Origin of the sequence: Oricola cellulosilytica (assembly GCF_019966575.1) — a bacterium.
GTDB classification, from domain to species: Bacteria; Pseudomonadota; Alphaproteobacteria; order Rhizobiales; family Rhizobiaceae; genus Oricola; species Oricola cellulosilytica.
This window is the reverse complement of record NZ_JAINFK010000001.1, coordinates 91,268-106,673: the sequence shown is the minus strand read 5'-3', so window position 1 is coordinate 106,673 and position 15,406 is coordinate 91,268. Positions and strand designations below refer to the sequence as shown.

The following is a 15,406-nucleotide window of genomic DNA, read 5'->3' as shown; positions in this document are numbered from 1 at the left end:
CCCATTGCCGCACTGGTGTGAAAGTGGTAAAAAAGATTTACCACTTTGCCCGGCGAGCCGTCGAGGGTAACGGGAGAATCTGTCAATGAGCACAATTCGCTTTCTGGAACCGCATGCCGGCGTCCTTGCCAAGCGGGAGCAAATCGTCTCCGGCCTGGCGCGGCTGGTTCCGGACGACTGTCTCGTGACCGAGGAGCGGGAACTCGTCCCGTTCGAGACCGATGCCTTTACCGCCTATCGCCGCGTTCCGCTGGCTGTCGTGCTCCCGGAGACGACTGAGCAGGTCTCCGCGGTGATGAAATATTGCTCCGAACAGGGCGTACCGGTCGTGCCGCGCGGGGCCGGCACGTCGCTGGCCGGCGGCGCGATCCCGCAGGAGGACGCGGTCGTTATCGGCATCTCCAAGATGTCGTGTATTCTCGATGTGGACTTCGCCAACCGGACGGCGCGCGTTCAGGCGGGCGTCACCAACTTGCGGATTTCCGACGAGGTTTCAGCGGACGGATTCTTCTACGCGCCCGATCCGTCGTCCCAACTTGCGTGCACGATCGCCGGGAATATCGGCATGAACTCGGGCGGTGCTCATTGCTTGAAATACGGCGTGACCACCAACAATCTGCTTGGCGTCAAGATGGTCCTTCAGGACGGTACGATCATCGAACTGGGCGGCAAGCATCTCGATTCCGGAGGTTACGACCTGCTCGGGCTGATCTGCGGTTCAGAGGGCCAGTTCGGCATCATCACCGAGGCGACGGTGCGCCTGCTGGCAAAGCCGGAAGGGGCGCGTCCGGTTCTGTTCGGCTTCGACTCCTCCGAGGTTGCGGGGGCCTGCGTCGCCGACATCATCGCCGAAGGAATCATCCCGGTCGCGATCGAATTCATGGACAAGGAGGCGATCGACATTTGCGAGGCCTTCGCCCATGCCGGCTACCCAATGGATGTCGAGGCGCTGCTGATCGTCGAGGTCGAGGGCTCCGACGACGAGATGGATGCGATGTTGCGCAAGATCATCGCCATCGCCAAGACCCACAACGTCAAGCGGGTGAAGGAAAGCCAGTCGGCAATGGAGGCCGCGGCGATCTGGAAGGGCCGCAAGTCGGCCTTCGGAGCAACCGGACGCGTCGCCGACTATATCTGCATGGACGGCACTGTGCCGCTCGGTCAGTTGTCCCACGTGCTCAGCGAGACGTCGAAGATCATCGACAGGTTCGGCTTGCGCGTCGCCAATGTCTTTCATGCCGGCGACGGCAACATGCACCCGCTCATTCTCTACGACGTCAATGACCCGGTCGAAGCCGAGAAGGCCGAGGCCGCGGGCATGGAAATTCTCAAATTGTGCGTCGACGCGGGCGGTTGCCTGACGGGCGAGCACGGCGTCGGCATCGAGAAACGCGATCTCATGCTGCACCAGTTCACCGAAACGGACCTCAACCAGCAGATGCGGGTGCGCGCCGCCTTCGATCCGGCGTGGCTGATGAACCCATCCAAGGTCTTCCCCCTGGAAATGAAAATGCGCGAGGCGGTCTGAGTATGGCGAGTGAGGAGACCTTGCGGCCGACATCCGAGGAAGAGGCGTCGGAAATCGTCCGGCAGGCGGCGGCCGGCGGCCGGACGCTCGAGATCGTCGGAGGCGGCACGAAGCGCGGGATCGGTCAGCCATCACGTGCCGACCGCCAGTTGTCGACTGCCGGACTGACCGGCATCACCGAATACAATCCGGGGGAACTCGTGCTGACGGCGAGAGCCGGAACGCCGGTTGCCGAAATCGAGGCGGCCCTGTCGTCCAACAATCAGGTGCTTGCGTTCCAGCCGGGCAACTGGCGGGCACTGTTCGGCGCAAACGGCGCTCCAACGATCGGCGCGATCGCAGCCGCCAATGTCTCAGGTTCGCGCCGGATCTCGGCCGGCGCTGCGCGCGACAGCCTGCTCGGCGTCCGGTTCATCAACGGTCGGGGCGAGATCATCAAGAACGGCGGTAAGGTGATGAAGAATGTCACCGGTCTCGATCTGGTGAAGCTTATGGCCGGAAGCTGGGGTACTCTGGGGTTGCTGACCGAAGTGTCGTTCAAGGTGCTGCCGCGCGCCGCGACGGAGGCAACGCTCGTCGTCCATGGCGGGACAGCGAAGGAAGCGGCGTCCCTGATGGCCACCGCGATGGGAACCAGTGCCGACGTGTCCGGTGCGAGTCATCTGCCCGAAGCGATCGCGACACGGATGCCCGGGATGCCGTTCGACGGCCAGTCCGCGACCGTACTGAGGCTCGAGGGATTCGAGGACTCCGTCGCAGCACGGCTGGAGCGGTTGCGGGCCGCCCTGCCGCCCGGAAGCGAGACGAGTACCCTCGATACAGGGCAATCGGCTTCTCTCTGGCAGTCGTTGTCGGACGTGGCGCCTTTCGCCGCAAGCAACGCGCCGCTGTGGCGCATCTCGGTTGCGCCGGTGTGGGGAGCGGACGTCGCCGCCGCGATACGCCGCCGGCTCGAGGGAGAGCTCTGGTTTGACTGGCAGGGCGGACTCGTCTGGCTGCAGTTGAGCGGAACACCGGACGATGCCGGCGCCACGATCATCCGGGATGCGATCGCCGCCAATGGCGGCGGTCATGCCACCCTGATGCGCGCGGACGAGGCGGTCCGGGCCAACCTTCCGGTCTTCCAGCCACTCGCCCCGGCAGTTGCGGCATTATCCGAACGGATCAGGGCCTCGATGGACCCGGCCAGTGTTTTCAATCCCGGAAGAATGGTGTTCGATGGCGACCGCAAGGCCGCCTGAAACCACCGGAGTTTGTCATGACCGATCCGCAATCCCCCGCCGAAAAACCAGCGCCGCGCCCAACCGACAAATGGCTTGAGCCCGGTCCCTCGAATGCGCTTGTAGTCTACATTCTTTATCTCGCTTCGGCCCTTATCGGCATCACAGCCGTGATTGGCGTGGTGATCGCCTACATCAATCGCGGCAAGGCCGGCGGCTTTGTCGAAAGCCATTACACCTGGCTCATCCGAACCTTCTGGATCGGGCTTCTCTACAGCGCGATCGCCATGGTGCTCGCGATGGTCGCCGTCGGCTTTCCGCTGATGATCGCGGTTGTCGTCTGGGCGGTCATTCGCATGGTCAAGGGCATGATGGCGCTGAACAGGAACGAGCCGATTCCCGATCCGCTGACCTGGTGGATCTGACCCTCCGAAAGAATCGTTGCCATGCAGACCAGTTTCACGCCCGAACAGTTGCGGGATCCCGGCGTTGCCGAATCCGAAAAGATTCTGCGCACTTGCGTGCATTGCGGGTTCTGCACGGCGACGTGCCCCACCTATGTGACCCTCGGCAACGAACTCGACAGTCCGCGCGGCCGCATCTACCTGATCAAGGATATGCTGGAAAATGACAGGCCAGCCGACGAGAAGGTAGTCACCCACATTGACCGTTGCCTGTCGTGCCTTGCCTGCATGACGACTTGTCCGTCTGGGGTGAACTACATGCATCTGGTGGACCACGCCCGCGCCCACATCGAGAAAACTTACAAGCGGCCGTTTTTCGATCAGCTCACCCGCAACATTCTTGCGCTGGTGCTTCCCTATCCGGGCCGCTTCAGGCTGTCTCTGCGTGCCGCGCAGCTCGGGCGGCCCTTCGCCCGCCTGTTCAAGGCAATCCCGCCTCTCAAGAGTTTCGGTGCGATGCTCGAGCTCGCGCCCGGGCATATCGAGGAACCGTCCCGATACGCCAGGCCGGCAAGCCATCCGGCACAGGCAGAAAGGAGAGGGCGTGTCGCGATCCTGACTGGGTGCGCGCAGCCCGTTCTGAAACCCGGCATCAATGCCGCGGCGATCGACCTGCTCACCCGGCTCGGCATCGAGGTCGTTGTGCCCGAGGGCGAGGGGTGTTGCGGAGCGCTGGTCCATCACATGGGGCGCGAGGAACAGGCCCTGGCCGACGCGCGGCGCAATGTCGATGCATGGATGCGCGAGATCGACAAGGGCGGGCTTGACGCGATCATCATCACCGCATCGGGCTGCGGCACGACCATCAAGGATTACGGCCACATGCTGCGGCTCGATCCGCATTATGAGGAAAAAGCGGCACGGGTATCGGAACTGGCGAAGGATATTACCGAGTATCTGGCCTCGATTGAGCTGCCGGAACCGGCGGTGCGGCCGAACCTGAAGGTGGCATATCATTCGGCCTGTTCCATGCAACATGGTCAGAAGATCACCACGGCCCCGAAGGCCCTGCTCACGGCGGCGGGGTTTACCGTGAAAGACCCGCCGGAGGGCCATCTGTGCTGCGGATCGGCCGGCACCTACAACATCATGCAGCCGGAAATCTCAGCGCAGTTGAAAGCGCGCAAGGTCCGCAACATCGAGGCGACCAAGCCGGACTTGATCGCCACGGGAAACATCGGCTGCATCACCCAGATCGCCTCCGGAACGTCGCTGCCGATCCTGCATACGGTTGAGTTGCTGAATTGGGCCTATGGTGGCGCGAAACCCGATGGCCTGCCTGAAGCAAGGCCATCGCGGTTTGACGCGCTGCTCGCGGCGGCGGAGTAGGTAAGCCGCCGCTACCAAATGGCGAGAATGCGCCCTCGGGGACGCCTCTGGTCAGGCAGGCACTTAGCGCACGATCACTTTCGCGCCGACCTTGGCGCGGGCGTAGAGCTCTGTCACATCCTCGTTGCGCATCCGGATACAGCCTGACGATACGGCTTGGCCGATCGTCCAGGGCTGGTTGGTCCCGTGTATGCGATAGAGCGTCGACCCGAGATAAAGCGCCCGCGCGCCGAGCGGATTTTGCGGCCCGCCTTCCATATATGCCGGGAGGATGCGGCCCTTCTTGCGCTCGCGGGCGATCATTTCCGCCGGAGGCCGCCACGATGGCCATTCCGCCTTGCGGGAAATCTTCTCGGATCCGGACCAGCTGAAGCCTTCCTTGCCGACCCCGACGCCGTAGCGTCGCGCCGTGCCGTTCGGCTGCACGAAATAGAGGAAACGGTCGCTCGTATCGACGATGATCGTTCCGGGCTTTTCCGGGCCGCTATAGGCGACTTCCTGCGGCAGATAGATCGGATCGATCCCCGGATTCGCCGGCTGCGGATTGTTGCGGGCGCGCAAGGCTACAGGTTGCGGCTGCACCGTGCGCAGCGACCGCTGCCTCGGTTTTGCGGGGCGCTCGAACAGAACCTTTCTGGCATTGGAGCGCACTGAGTGGCCGGCAATCGACCGGCCCGGACGCAATTGCATAACCCACGGGGCGGCCAGATCGGGGCTGAGAACCACCGGCGGCCTGGAGCCGTAGCGGTCCTGGCCGAGGGCGGGAAAGGCGGTGAAAACGGAAACGGCGACCAGCGCCGCGGTCAGACGTGACGGCTTCATGTGACGTACTCTCTACTTGTTCGTCATCTGGATGCTGACATAACCCTGTCAGCAGGAGATGGTTGCGACCATGACTCGGCGCTGCTGCCGTTTTATGAATCGCCAGCTGTTAAACTGCGATTCCGCGCGGCAATTTTGGGTCAAGGTTACCTGCCGGTTCCCGATAATGGTGAATCGGAACTGAATCGCGATCCGGGAGACTTGGATGACGGATGGATTGATTGAAGGCTCCGATGGCAGGCTGCGGTGCTCCTGGCACGGAGGTCTGGATGACTACCGGGCCTATCACGACGATGAATGGGGCCGTCCGGTGTCGGACGACGTCCGGCTTTTCGAGAAGCTTTGCCTCGAAGGGTTTCAGTCGGGCCTTTCCTGGCTGACGATCCTGCGCAAACGCGAGAATTTCCGCGCAGCCTTTGCCAGTTTCGATATCGGAAAAGTCGCCGCGTTCGGCCCGGACGATGTCGAACGGCTGGTTCGCGACGCCGGGATCATTCGCCATCGCGGCAAGATCGAATCCACCATCAACAATGCGCGACGGGCGCTTGAACTGGGTGACGAGTTCGGGTCGCTGGCCGCCTATTTCTGGTCGCACGAGCCCGATCCCTCGCAGCGCCCGGGAACGTTCGACTGGGCCACGCTGAGAACGCTGGGCAAGACCGAGACCTCGACGCGGATTTCGAAGGATTTGAAGAAGCGCGGCTGGTCCTTCGTCGGACCGACGACCGTCTATGCCTTCATGCAGGCGATGGGACTGGTCAACGATCATGTCGAAGGATGCTGGTGCCGGCCGGAGGTCGAGGCGGCGCGCGCGGCGTTCAAGCGACCGGCATGACGGCGCGAACACCCGGCACCCGCGGCCGGGTCCGGCGAACGTGATTGTTGCGTGAGGGAATTCTGGGTTAATGTTTCGTATAGAGGGACACGCAAGTTGACCGGGAGGTCTGTTATGAAACTGAAGACCATCCTCCGCGGCGTTGCGGTGCTCGCAGCCGTCGCCATGATGGCGCCGCTGCCGGCACGTGCCGCTCCTGTCATGCCTGGTCCGCCGCAATCGGTGCCCGCGGACAATCTGCTGGTGCTGGCCGGCGGGGGTGACCGCTATTACCACCGGCGCGGAGGCTACCGCAAATTCCGCCATTACGACCGCCGCTATTACAATGGCGGCCTCAACTATGTCGGTCCGCGCGGTTTGAGATACGCCCCGCGCTACTATCACCGCTACGGTCCGGGTGTTTCGGTGCATGTCTATATTGGCCCGCGTGGCCGCTACTACCGCCAGCGCGCACGCCCGTTCATTTACGAGACGCGGCCGGTGCGGCGCTACCAGAACCTCTCGGCGTCACATTACCGTTGGTGCGACAGCCGCTACCGCAGCTACCGGTACAGCGACAACACCTTCCAGCCGTATCACGGCCCGCGCAGGCACTGCCGCTCGCCATATTGAACGGACGCCAGCTCCGGCGCTTGGTCGCAGCCGCGGTGATCGGGTGCCCTCTGACGACGTCCGCCATCGCAGACGGTGGGGTTCCGTTTATTTCGCCTGACCTCTCCGGCGATCTCGTCCCGGCGGACCGTTCGACGCGCGGACTGATGCGCAAGAACGGTCTGGTCGAATTCAACGGGATCGAACTCAGGCGAGAGCCTGCCGACGGTCTGCAGCGTAATGGCAAACCTCCCCCGGACGACCGATCGGCCTCGGTGCGTGTGCCTGCGACAAAAAGAGACCGGGTCGTGCACCGGTTCTCGAGCAAGTTCTAGACGGTATTTGGCGATGCCTCTGGAGCGCAAGCCGCGGCCGGCTTGACGGAACCCGATCCATTTGCGGGCGTTAGCGTCCCGAGGGACGATAGCGGGGCAAAGCCCCCGAAAGGAGTCCAGATATGCATGGTAAGACACTCTGCTCAACCATCCTCGCTGCAGCGATAGGGCTTTCCGGCATCATGCCTGCGGCGGCCGCCCCTGCGGTCCCCGCACCGGTTGTTTCGGATGCGAGGTCCAATCTCGTCATTGATGTGCACGAAAGGCGTGGTTTTCACCGTCGTGGCGGGTATGCCTATTACAACGGACATCGGGGATATCCCCGGTACCGTGACGGCTACCGCCGCCACAACGGGTACTGGTTCCCGCGATCCGCCTTTACCTTCGAGGTAATCATCGGCGGTGGAGCTCCGCGCTACCACGCCCCGCACCGATATTACGCTCCGCGTCGCGGCTACCGGCTGACCCGCGCCCACTACCGGTGGTGCGATGCGCGGTACCGCAGTTATCGCGCTTATGACAACTCGTTCCAGCCCTATCACGGGCCGCGCAAGCAGTGTGTATCGCCCTATTATTGAGGCGAAAGAATCCCCGCGGGAAGTTTGGGGCCGGGCGTGTCAGGTGCGCGCCCGGCCCCTTCTCCTTACTGGCCGTTCTTGGCCAGCCACGCTTTCATGAATTCGACTTCCTGTCCCTGAGCAGAAACCACATTGGCCGCCAACTCGAGAATTTCGGGGTCAGCGCCATGTTCGAGCGCGATCTTCGCCATGGCGATGGCTCCCTCGTGATGGGCGATCATCGCGCGGGCGAAATCCACGTCGGCGTCGCCCGAGTAGACGAAGTCCATCGCTCGGTGCATGTCGGCGTTGGCGGCTGAGAATGCCATGCTCGAAGGGCCTTGGTCGCCCTTCGGCCTTGGCATCGAGCCGGCCATGGCCTCCATGCCCCCGGCGTTGCCGCCCATCATATCCATGTTGCCGCCGCCGGTCATCATTGATGCCATACCGGACATCATCGCGCTCATATGGGTCATCATCTGCCCCATGTGGCGCATGTGCTGGTCTGAGTTCATTGCATTTGACTTGATCTTACCTGACCGAGCAGAGTCACCGTCGACGGACGCCGCTGCGCCGTGGTGCGCCGCGGGAACCTCGGTTTGGGGCGACGTCTCCTGGGCAATTGCTGCGGAACCGACGAGAAGGGCGGCGGCGCACGCCGCGACGAATTGTTTCGTATTCATGTGACGAACTTTCAATTGAGAGATGATTTCTTGCCGAACGGCACCTGCCGCGCGGCTATTTTCAGGCGGAAGCGTCACGCGCGTGGCGGCGGGTCCGGCGGCACATGGTCCGTGGACCTGAATCGATCGACTGCGATCCCGGCGTGGATCTGCGGGTCTGCCTTGATCCGATCCACGCGGCCACTCGACACCGTTGACACCGGGCAACCGGCGCAACTCGCATGGCCGGGCTGGCAAGCCGGTTGGTTCGAAATTTCCAGGACAGGGGCGGCAAGTTTCGAATGGTCGCCGTTGTCGGTGCCAACGGAGCTGCCGCGGTCGGCGTTCGCGGTGAATTGGCCGGCGACAGCCGGTGAGGCGAGCGCGACAAGGCCGATAAAAAGAAGGGTCGACAGGAAACGCATTATCCGCAATCGGCACAAGGAAGGACTTTCGCGATCCTCGTCACCGGACTGTGGTCTTTTCATGGTGCGCGACAACGTTCCTCGTCACCGGACTGTGGTCTTTTCATGGTGCGCGACAACGTTTCGTCCGGGGTGTCCTTCCGGTCTGGCACAACTGCGTAGCTCGGGAACGATCCCGCCTGATCGGCTCAAACCCGTCCGTCCCATCGGTCTTCGTGGATCAAATCCTCGAGCGGGAGCCGCTGGCGCCAGCCTTTCACCGCCAGTTCGGGCTCCACGTACAACTGATCGACGAAGCCCGCACAAAGATAGGCGACGATCTCCACGTGATCCGGAATGCCGAGCAATGCGCGCAGTTCGCTGTCCCGGTAGATGCTGACCCAGCCGACACCGACGCCCTCGGCGCGCGCCGCCAGCCAAAGGTTCTGGACGGCGCACACGGCCGAGTAGAGGTCCATCTGCAGATTGTGGGTGCGCCCGAGAACGACATCGCCGCCGCGCGTGCGGTCGCACGTCACGCAAATATTGACCGGGGCCTTGCGAATACCCTCCAGCTTGAGCGAGCGATAGGTGTCGCGGCGCTCGCCGGAAAACATCTCCGCCGCCTCGTCATTTGCCGAACGGAACAGTTCCCATACGCGTTGGCGCTGCGCTGGGTCGCGGATGACGACGAAATCCCAGGGCTGCATGAAGCCGACCGAAGGCGCCCGGTGTGCGGCTTCGAGCAGCCTGCGCAACAGCTCGTCTGGCAGCATGTCGGGCAGAAACTGATCGCGCACGTCACGCCGGGTTTCGATGGCGCGGTACACGGCCTTGCGGTCGTTGTCACAAAAGGCGGCGGCCGCCGTCAGGTGGCGGGTCTTGTCGTCAAGCATCATTCGATCCCCAATAATGCCGATGGCGATCGCGCCGCCGTCCGCGCGGGGCAACCTGTTTTGCCTGGCCGGTCTTCTGACTTGGGATCGTCCGGTTCGCACGGCCTTCCCGGCAATGCCAGTGGCCGGGCCGATGTTCGACCCGTGCGCGTCCCGTCCCCCTCACAGCGTTGGGCACGTTCCCGAATTCCACGGGATTCCCGATTCTCCCGCGGAGCGGGCACCAGACGCGCGCAATAGGCCATAGGGCGAGCCGTGCCGCAACCCTTGCCGCCGGTTTGGTCATCGTCTAGGACAAGCGCAATTTCGCGCTTTTTCCCCGGAAAACCCCATGGCAGACAAGAAAAAGAAACAGCAGAAGCTGAAGGCGCGCCTGCCGCGCGGTTTCACCGACCGGTCGCCCGCCGACATCCGCGCGACCGACCAGATGGTGGGCGAGATCCGCAAGGTATTCGAGCGTTACGGCTTCGATCCGGTCGAAACGCCGATGTTCGAATACACCGACGGGCTGGGCAAGTTCCTGCCCGATCAGGACCGTCCGAACGAGGGCGTGTTCTCGCTGCAGGACGATGACGAGCAGTGGATGAGCCTGCGCTACGATCTGACCGCGCCGCTGGCCCGCCATGTCGCCGAGAACATCAACGAGATCCAGCTGCCGTACCGCACCTACCGGGCAGGCTGGGTGTTCCGCAACGAGAAGCCGGGGCCGGGCCGCTTCCGCCAGTTCATGCAGTTCGATGCCGACACGGTCGGCGCGCCGGGCGTCCAGGCGGACGCCGAGATGTGCATGATGATGGCCGACACGATGGAAGCTCTCGGCATCGCGCGTGGCGACTACGTGATCCGGGTGAACAACCGGAAGGTTCTGGATGGGGTGATGGAGGCCATCGGGCTTGACGGCGAGGAAAACGCCGGACGAAGGCTGACGGTGCTGCGCGCCATCGACAAGCTGGACCGCCTCGCCATCGAGGGCGTCCGGCAATTGCTGGGCGAGGGCAGGAAAGACGAAAGCGGTGATTTTACGCCAGGGGCAGGGCTGAGTGCCACTGCCATCGACCAAATCCTGAATTATACCGGATGGGGCGAATCCGGGTCCGGCGCATCCGGAGTCGGCGGGGGAATAACAATAGACAACATGCGCCGGAGCTTCCCTGACGCAGAACACGTTAAAAAGGGGTGCGACGAACTTGAGCTGATCTGGCAAATGGCTCAGGCTTCCGGTTACGACAATGACCGCATCAAGATCGACCCCTCTGTCGTCCGCGGCCTCGAATATTACACCGGGCCGGTCTATGAGGCGGAACTTCTTTTCGACGTGACCAACGAGAAGGGCGAGACGGTGCAGTTTGGCTCGGTCGGCGGCGGGGGCCGCTATGACGGGCTCGTCAAGCGCTTCACCGGGCAGGATGTGCCGGCGACCGGCTTTTCCATCGGCGTCTCGCGCCTGATGACGGCGCTGAAGAATCTCGGCAAGTTCGGGCAGGAGGACGTCGTCGCACCGGTGCTCGTCACCGTCATGGACGGCGATACTGAAGCCATGGGCCGTTATCAGAAGTTTGCGCAGGACCTGCGCAATGCCGGCGTTCGCGCCGAGATGTATCAGGGCAACTGGAAGAAGTTCGGCAACCAGCTCAAATATGCCGACCGGCGTGGCTGCCCGCTGGCGATCATCCAGGGGTCGGACGAGCGCGAAAAGGGCATCGTTCAGATCAAGGACCTGATCGAGGGCAAGCGTTTGTCGGGCGAGATCGCAGACAACGTCACCTGGCGGGAAAGCCGCCCCGCGCAGGTCGAGGTCGCCGAGGCCGACATCGTCCCCGAAATCGTCCGGATGCTCGGCGAACAGGCCGAAGACCGGGCCAAGGGCGGCTGACGGCAAGGCCATGAACCCGCTTCGTTCCTTTTCCGCCCGTGCGGATATCGAGACGATCCTCGCCGAATTGGGCGCGGACCGCGTGGACGTGCCGGTGCTGCAGCCGGCCGATCCGTTTCTCGACACCGCGGGCGAGGAACTGCGCCGCCGCATTTTCCTGTCGGAAAGCGAAACGGGCGAAACGCTGTGCCTGCGGCCGGAATTCACGATCCCGGTTTGCCTGATGCACATCGGCGGCGGATACGGCCCTCGGCGTTACGGTTACGTCGGCACCGTGTTTCGGCAGCGGCGCGCCGGGTCCAACGAGTTCCTGCAGGCGGGGATCGAGGACATCGGCGATGGCGACCGCGATGATGCGGATGCGCGCTCGGTTGCCGACGCGCTTTCCGTTCTTCAGGCGCTTGGCGTGAAGAAGCATGCGGCGGTGACGCTTGGCGATCAGGCGGTCTTCAATGCCGTCATCGGCGGGCTGGGTCTTCCCAAGGCGTGGGCGTTGCGCCTTGCCCACGCATTCGGCGATCACGGCAAGATCAAGACGGCGCTGGACGCGCTTTCCGTTCCCGCGCCCGTTCCCGAACTGCCTGCCGATATTCTCGAGCCCGCCGAAGCCAGGGACCGCGGCGCGCTCCTCAACGCGCTTCGCATGCGCTTGCGCATCGCCGGCCTCGAAGAGAGCGGAGGGCGCGACGCCGAAGAGATCGCGGACCGGCTGATGGCCCGCTTCGAGGCGGCGACGGTGGCCCCCGACGAGTCGGCGCTCGCCGTTTTACGGGCGTTTCTCGCGCTTCGCGCCCCAGTCGCCAAGGCGGTCGGCGCGCTGAGCGATTTCGGCGCGGCGCATGGGCTGGCGCTCGGCGAGGTGATTTCCGCGTTTGCCGCCCGCGAAGGCGCGATGCAGGATGCCGGTGTCGACATGGATGCGGTGACTTACGACGCGGCGTTCGGGCGCCCCCTCGACTACTACACCGCGCTTGTCTACGAGATCACCGCGCCCGACGGAGCGATTCTGGCGGGCGGGGGCCGTTACGACCGCTTGCTGACAATGCTCGGCGCCGAGGAGCCGGTGCCGGGTGTTGGCTTTTCCGTCTGGCTCGACCGCGTCGCCGCGGCAAGGGGGCAGGGATGAGCACCGGCTTTTCCATTGCCGTTCCCTCCAAGGGCCGCCTCCGCGATGAGGCATTGGCACGCCTCGAATATGCCGGGTATCCGGTCGCACCGCCGAAGGATGCGCGTTCCTATCGCACCACCGTCGCTGGCAGGCCGGAAATCGAGGTTGCCTTCCTGTCGGCGTCGGAGATCGCCCGCGAACTCGGTTCGGGAAACATCGACCTCGGCATCACCGGCGAGGATCTGGTGCGCGAAGGCCTGCCTGACAGCCACGACCGCATCGACAGGCTGCTCGGTCTGGGATTTGGGCAAGCCGATGTCGTGGTCGCGGTTCCCGAACCCTGGTTCGACGTCGACACCATGGCCGATCTCGGCGTCGTCGCGGCCGACTTCCGCCAGCGCCATGGCCGCCGGTTGCGCATCGCCACGAAATACTGGCGCCTGACGCAGCAGCATTTTTCGCAAACGCACGGCATCCAGCTCTACCGCATCATCGAGAGTCTCGGGGCGACCGAGGGCGCTCCGGCTGCGGGACAGGCCGACGTGATCGTTGACATAACCTCCACCGGATCGACCCTGAAGGCCAATCACCTCAAGATATTGAGCGACGGCGTCATCCTCCGGTCGGAGGCGTGCCTTTTTGCGCCGAAGCTCGAGTCGCTATCGCCGGCAAGGAAAGCCGCGATCAGCGAAATGGCCGGTGCCCTGGAAAAAAATGGGAAACCGCGCTGATCGGAAGTCCTAACAGCGCGGCTTGAAGCTACAGCGATTTGGACCGTTCAGGCCGGGACGTGTGACGAGCGGCGCGCGTCGAGCGACCACGGGCCGGGCGATGCCACGGACAGCGCAAGGAAACCGCCCGCTATCGCAAGGTTTTTCATGAAGCTGATCATCTGCATCTGGTCTTCCGGCTGGAAGTGGAAGATGAAGCCGGTGAACAGGGTGAAACCGGCGATGAGCCATGCCGTCTCACGGGTGCGGAAGCCGATCAGGATGGCGATACCGGCGACGACTTCGAAAATCGCGGCGGCCCAGGCCAGCAACGTCGCAGCCGGCAGACCGACGGAGGCTATGTATCCGGCGGTGCCTTCGATACCGAAAAGTTTCTGAACGCCGGCCGTGATGAAGATGACGGACAGCAGGATGCGGGCGAAAAGCAGAGTGAGTGAGGTGGACATGACCGTGTCCTTTGCAAGGGGTTGAACTAGCCGCCTATCTAGCGATGCCCCGTGCGGCCACAAGCCGTTGTATGTTGAACAACATGTCTCCAATCGATGAACGAAACGGTGGAGATCGTTTACAGGAGTCCCGTCACACCATCTTCTCGGGTCGGACGATACGGTCGAAATCCTCACCGCTGACATGGCCGCTGGCGATGGCCTCCTCGCGCAGGGTGGTGCCGTTCTTGTGCGCGGATTTGGCGATCGCCGCCGCCGCGTCGTAGCCGATATGCGGAGCAAGTGCCGTGACCAGCATCAGCGAGCGTTCGACGAGATCGGCTATGCGCTCCTCGTTGGCTTCGATGCCGGCGACACAGCGGTCGGTAAACGAGATCGCCGCATCGGCGAGGATACGGATCGATTGCAGGACCGCATCAGCGATGACCGGTTTGAACACGTTGAGTTCGAAATGGCCCTGGCTGGCGGCAAAGGACACGGTGGCGTGATTTCCCATGACACGGGTGGCAACCATCGTCAGCGCCTCGGCCTGTGTCGGATTGACCTTGCCGGGCATGATCGACGAGCCGGGTTCGTTTGCCGGCAGGCTCAGTTCGCCGAGACCTGAACGCGGCCCGGAGCCGAGGAAGCGGATGTCGTTGGCGACCTTGAAGAGATCGGCGGCAAGGGCGTTCAACCCGCCGTGGAACGCGGCCAGTGCCCCGTGCCCGGCAAGCGCGTCGAACTTGTTGGGCGCGGTCGTAAACGACAGCCCCGTAATATCGCTGACAGCCTCTGCGAATTTCTCCGCGAATCCGTCGGGCGCGTTCAGGCCGGTCCCGACCGCAGTGCCGCCCTGGGCGAGAAGCCGGACGCCGTCGAGCCCCTGCTCGACGCGCTTCAGCCCGGCATCGAGCGCCGCGCGATAACCGGAAAATTCCTGGCCGAGCGTCAGCGGTGTTGCGTCCTGCGTGTGGGTGCGGCCGATCTTGACGATACCGGAGAATGCTTCCTCCTTTTCGCCAAGCGCAGCAATCATGTGCCTGATCGCCGGAACGAAACGCTGTTCGGTCTCTGTGACCGCCGCGATATGCATGGCCGTCGGAAAGGTGTCGTTGGACGACTGGCTGCGGTTGACGTGGTCGTTCGGGTGAACCGGTGATTTGGAGCCGATCTCGCCGCCCAGCAATTCGATCGCCCGGTTGGCGATCACCTCGTTGGTATTCATGTTGGACTGAGTGCCCGATCCGGTCTGCCAGACGGCGAGGGGAAAGTGATCGTCGAGCGCGCCGTTGGCGACTTCCGCCGCTGCCTTCCCGATGGCCTCGCCGATTTCCCCGTCCAAGACGCCCAGTTCCACATTCGCGCGCGCGGCCGCCTGCTTCACGACGCCGAGCGCGTGGATCAGCGCAATCGGCATTTTCTCGGTGCCGATCGGAAAATTAGCGAGCGAGCGCTGGGTCTGGGCTCCCCAATAGCGGTCTGCAGGTACGTCGACAGCGCCCATCGTGTCGGTTTCGATGCGCTTCTTGTCCGTCATGCCTTGCTCCCTGTGTCGTCCGGTCCGGTAGTAAGCTCGCGCTCAGCGAGAATCCATACAGGGAGTCGAGGGGTTCCGGCAGCCGG

Annotated in this window: 15 protein-coding genes and 1 riboswitch; of the genes, 10 read left to right on the top strand and 5 right to left on the bottom strand. The window is 63.5% G+C overall.

All coding sequences use genetic code 11. From position 1 onward, the window contains the following. Positions 1-85: 85 nt before the first annotated feature. From LC298_RS00480 to glcF, 4 genes are read left to right on the top strand one after another with little or no spacing between them, the layout of a single operon-like run. Positions 86-1,528 (top strand): FAD-binding oxidoreductase, encoded by a 1,443-nt coding sequence (locus tag LC298_RS00480; protein WP_131565635.1) that lies wholly within the window; start codon positions 86-88, stop codon positions 1,526-1,528. Positions 1,529-1,530: 2 nt separating this feature from the next. Beyond that, positions 1,531-2,769: a glycolate oxidase subunit GlcE gene (gene glcE, locus LC298_RS00475; protein ID WP_131565637.1), complete on the top strand. Its 1,239-nt coding sequence runs from the start codon at positions 1,531-1,533 to the stop codon at positions 2,767-2,769. Positions 2,770-2,786: 17 nt separating this feature from the next. After that, positions 2,787-3,173 (top strand): DUF4870 family protein, encoded by a 387-nt coding sequence (locus tag LC298_RS00470; RefSeq protein ID WP_131565639.1) that lies wholly within the window; start codon positions 2,787-2,789, stop codon positions 3,171-3,173. A 21-nt stretch (positions 3,174-3,194) separates the two neighbouring features. After that, positions 3,195-4,541: a glycolate oxidase subunit GlcF gene (gene glcF / locus LC298_RS00465; protein ID WP_131565640.1), complete on the top strand. Its 1,347-nt coding sequence runs from the start codon at positions 3,195-3,197 to the stop codon at positions 4,539-4,541. A 63-nt stretch (positions 4,542-4,604) separates the two neighbouring features. Here the strand turns inward: glcF and LC298_RS00460 are convergent, their stop codons facing one another. Further along, entirely contained in the window at positions 4,605-5,363 is a 759-nt protein-coding gene (locus tag LC298_RS00460; protein WP_131565642.1) for a L,D-transpeptidase, read from the bottom strand. 205 nt (positions 5,364-5,568) lie between these two features. Here LC298_RS00460 and LC298_RS00455 point away from each other — a divergent pair, with 205 nt between their 5' ends. The 3 genes from LC298_RS00455 to LC298_RS00445 all read left to right on the top strand — a co-directional run bounded on the left by LC298_RS00455 (position 5,569) and on the right by LC298_RS00445 (position 7,702). Further along, a complete protein-coding gene (locus LC298_RS00455; RefSeq protein WP_131565644.1) occupies positions 5,569-6,198 on the top strand; it encodes a DNA-3-methyladenine glycosylase I in 630 nt (209 codons plus the stop codon). A 114-nt stretch (positions 6,199-6,312) separates the two neighbouring features. Next, entirely contained in the window at positions 6,313-6,810 is a 498-nt protein-coding gene (locus LC298_RS00450; RefSeq protein ID WP_223385478.1) for a BA14K family protein, read from the top strand. A 436-nt stretch (positions 6,811-7,246) separates the two neighbouring features. Beyond that, on the top strand, positions 7,247-7,702 hold the full coding sequence (locus tag LC298_RS00445; protein WP_131565646.1) for a BA14K family protein: 456 nt from the start codon (positions 7,247-7,249) through the stop codon (positions 7,700-7,702). Positions 7,703-7,767: 65 nt separating this feature from the next. Here the strand turns inward: LC298_RS00445 and copM are convergent, their stop codons facing one another. After that, complete coding sequence (gene copM / locus LC298_RS00440) at positions 7,768-8,364, bottom strand: CopM family metallochaperone (protein ID WP_223385477.1); 597 nt, start codon at positions 8,362-8,364, stop codon at positions 7,768-7,770. A gap of 592 nt (positions 8,365-8,956) precedes the next feature. Then, positions 8,957-9,643 carry a 5,6-dimethylbenzimidazole synthase gene (gene bluB, locus LC298_RS00435; RefSeq protein ID WP_131565927.1) on the bottom strand — a complete coding sequence of 229 codons (687 nt, stop codon included), beginning with the start codon at positions 9,641-9,643 and terminating at the stop codon, positions 8,957-8,959. A 49-nt stretch (positions 9,644-9,692) separates the two neighbouring features. Continuing rightward, positions 9,693-9,886, bottom strand: a riboswitch (cobalamin riboswitch). An 88-nt stretch (positions 9,887-9,974) separates the two neighbouring features. On the opposite strand from bluB, the gene hisS reads away from it, so the two are divergent. From hisS to hisG, 3 genes are read left to right on the top strand one after another with little or no spacing between them, the layout of a single operon-like run. Then, entirely contained in the window at positions 9,975-11,516 is a 1,542-nt protein-coding gene (hisS, locus tag LC298_RS00430; RefSeq protein ID WP_131565648.1) for a histidine--tRNA ligase, read from the top strand. A gap of 10 nt (positions 11,517-11,526) precedes the next feature. After that, positions 11,527-12,642: an ATP phosphoribosyltransferase regulatory subunit gene (locus LC298_RS00425; RefSeq protein ID WP_131565650.1), complete on the top strand. Its 1,116-nt coding sequence runs from the start codon at positions 11,527-11,529 to the stop codon at positions 12,640-12,642. After that, a complete protein-coding gene (hisG, locus tag LC298_RS00420) occupies positions 12,639-13,355 on the top strand; it encodes an ATP phosphoribosyltransferase (RefSeq protein ID WP_131565652.1) in 717 nt (238 codons plus the stop codon). The genes LC298_RS00425 and hisG overlap by 4 nt, the downstream gene beginning before the upstream one ends. Before the next feature lie 47 nt (positions 13,356-13,402). On the opposite strand, the gene LC298_RS00415 is transcribed toward hisG, so the two are convergent. Together LC298_RS00415 and fumC are read right to left on the bottom strand one after the other, a co-directional pair. Continuing rightward, positions 13,403-13,801 (bottom strand): DoxX family protein, encoded by a 399-nt coding sequence (locus tag LC298_RS00415; protein ID WP_131565654.1) that lies wholly within the window; start codon positions 13,799-13,801, stop codon positions 13,403-13,405. A 133-nt stretch (positions 13,802-13,934) separates the two neighbouring features. Continuing rightward, positions 13,935-15,320 carry a class II fumarate hydratase gene (gene fumC / locus LC298_RS00410; protein ID WP_131565655.1) on the bottom strand — a complete coding sequence of 462 codons (1,386 nt, stop codon included), beginning with the start codon at positions 15,318-15,320 and terminating at the stop codon, positions 13,935-13,937. Between the last annotated feature and the right edge of the window lie 86 nt (positions 15,321-15,406).

Coding starts and splice junctions, on each gene's coding strand:
- LC298_RS00480 (WP_131565635.1), top strand. CDS start 86: ATGAGCACAATTCGCTTTCTGGAACCGCATGCCGGCGTCCTTGCCAAG.
- glcE (WP_131565637.1), top strand. CDS start 1,531: ATGGCGAGTGAGGAGACCTTGCGGCCGACATCCGAGGAAGAGGCGTCG.
- LC298_RS00470 (WP_131565639.1), top strand. CDS start 2,787: ATGACCGATCCGCAATCCCCCGCCGAAAAACCAGCGCCGCGCCCAACC.
- glcF (WP_131565640.1), top strand. CDS start 3,195: ATGCAGACCAGTTTCACGCCCGAACAGTTGCGGGATCCCGGCGTTGCC.
- LC298_RS00460 (WP_131565642.1), bottom strand. CDS start 5,363: ATGAAGCCGTCACGTCTGACCGCGGCGCTGGTCGCCGTTTCCGTTTTC.
- LC298_RS00455 (WP_131565644.1), top strand. CDS start 5,569: ATGACGGATGGATTGATTGAAGGCTCCGATGGCAGGCTGCGGTGCTCC.
- LC298_RS00450 (WP_223385478.1), top strand. CDS start 6,313: ATGAAACTGAAGACCATCCTCCGCGGCGTTGCGGTGCTCGCAGCCGTC.
- LC298_RS00445 (WP_131565646.1), top strand. CDS start 7,247: ATGCATGGTAAGACACTCTGCTCAACCATCCTCGCTGCAGCGATAGGG.
- copM (WP_223385477.1), bottom strand. CDS start 8,364: ATGAATACGAAACAATTCGTCGCGGCGTGCGCCGCCGCCCTTCTCGTC.
- bluB (WP_131565927.1), bottom strand. CDS start 9,643: ATGCTTGACGACAAGACCCGCCACCTGACGGCGGCCGCCGCCTTTTGT.
- hisS (WP_131565648.1), top strand. CDS start 9,975: ATGGCAGACAAGAAAAAGAAACAGCAGAAGCTGAAGGCGCGCCTGCCG.
- LC298_RS00425 (WP_131565650.1), top strand. CDS start 11,527: ATGAACCCGCTTCGTTCCTTTTCCGCCCGTGCGGATATCGAGACGATC.
- hisG (WP_131565652.1), top strand. CDS start 12,639: ATGAGCACCGGCTTTTCCATTGCCGTTCCCTCCAAGGGCCGCCTCCGC.
- LC298_RS00415 (WP_131565654.1), bottom strand. CDS start 13,801: ATGTCCACCTCACTCACTCTGCTTTTCGCCCGCATCCTGCTGTCCGTC.
- fumC (WP_131565655.1), bottom strand. CDS start 15,320: ATGACGGACAAGAAGCGCATCGAAACCGACACGATGGGCGCTGTCGAC.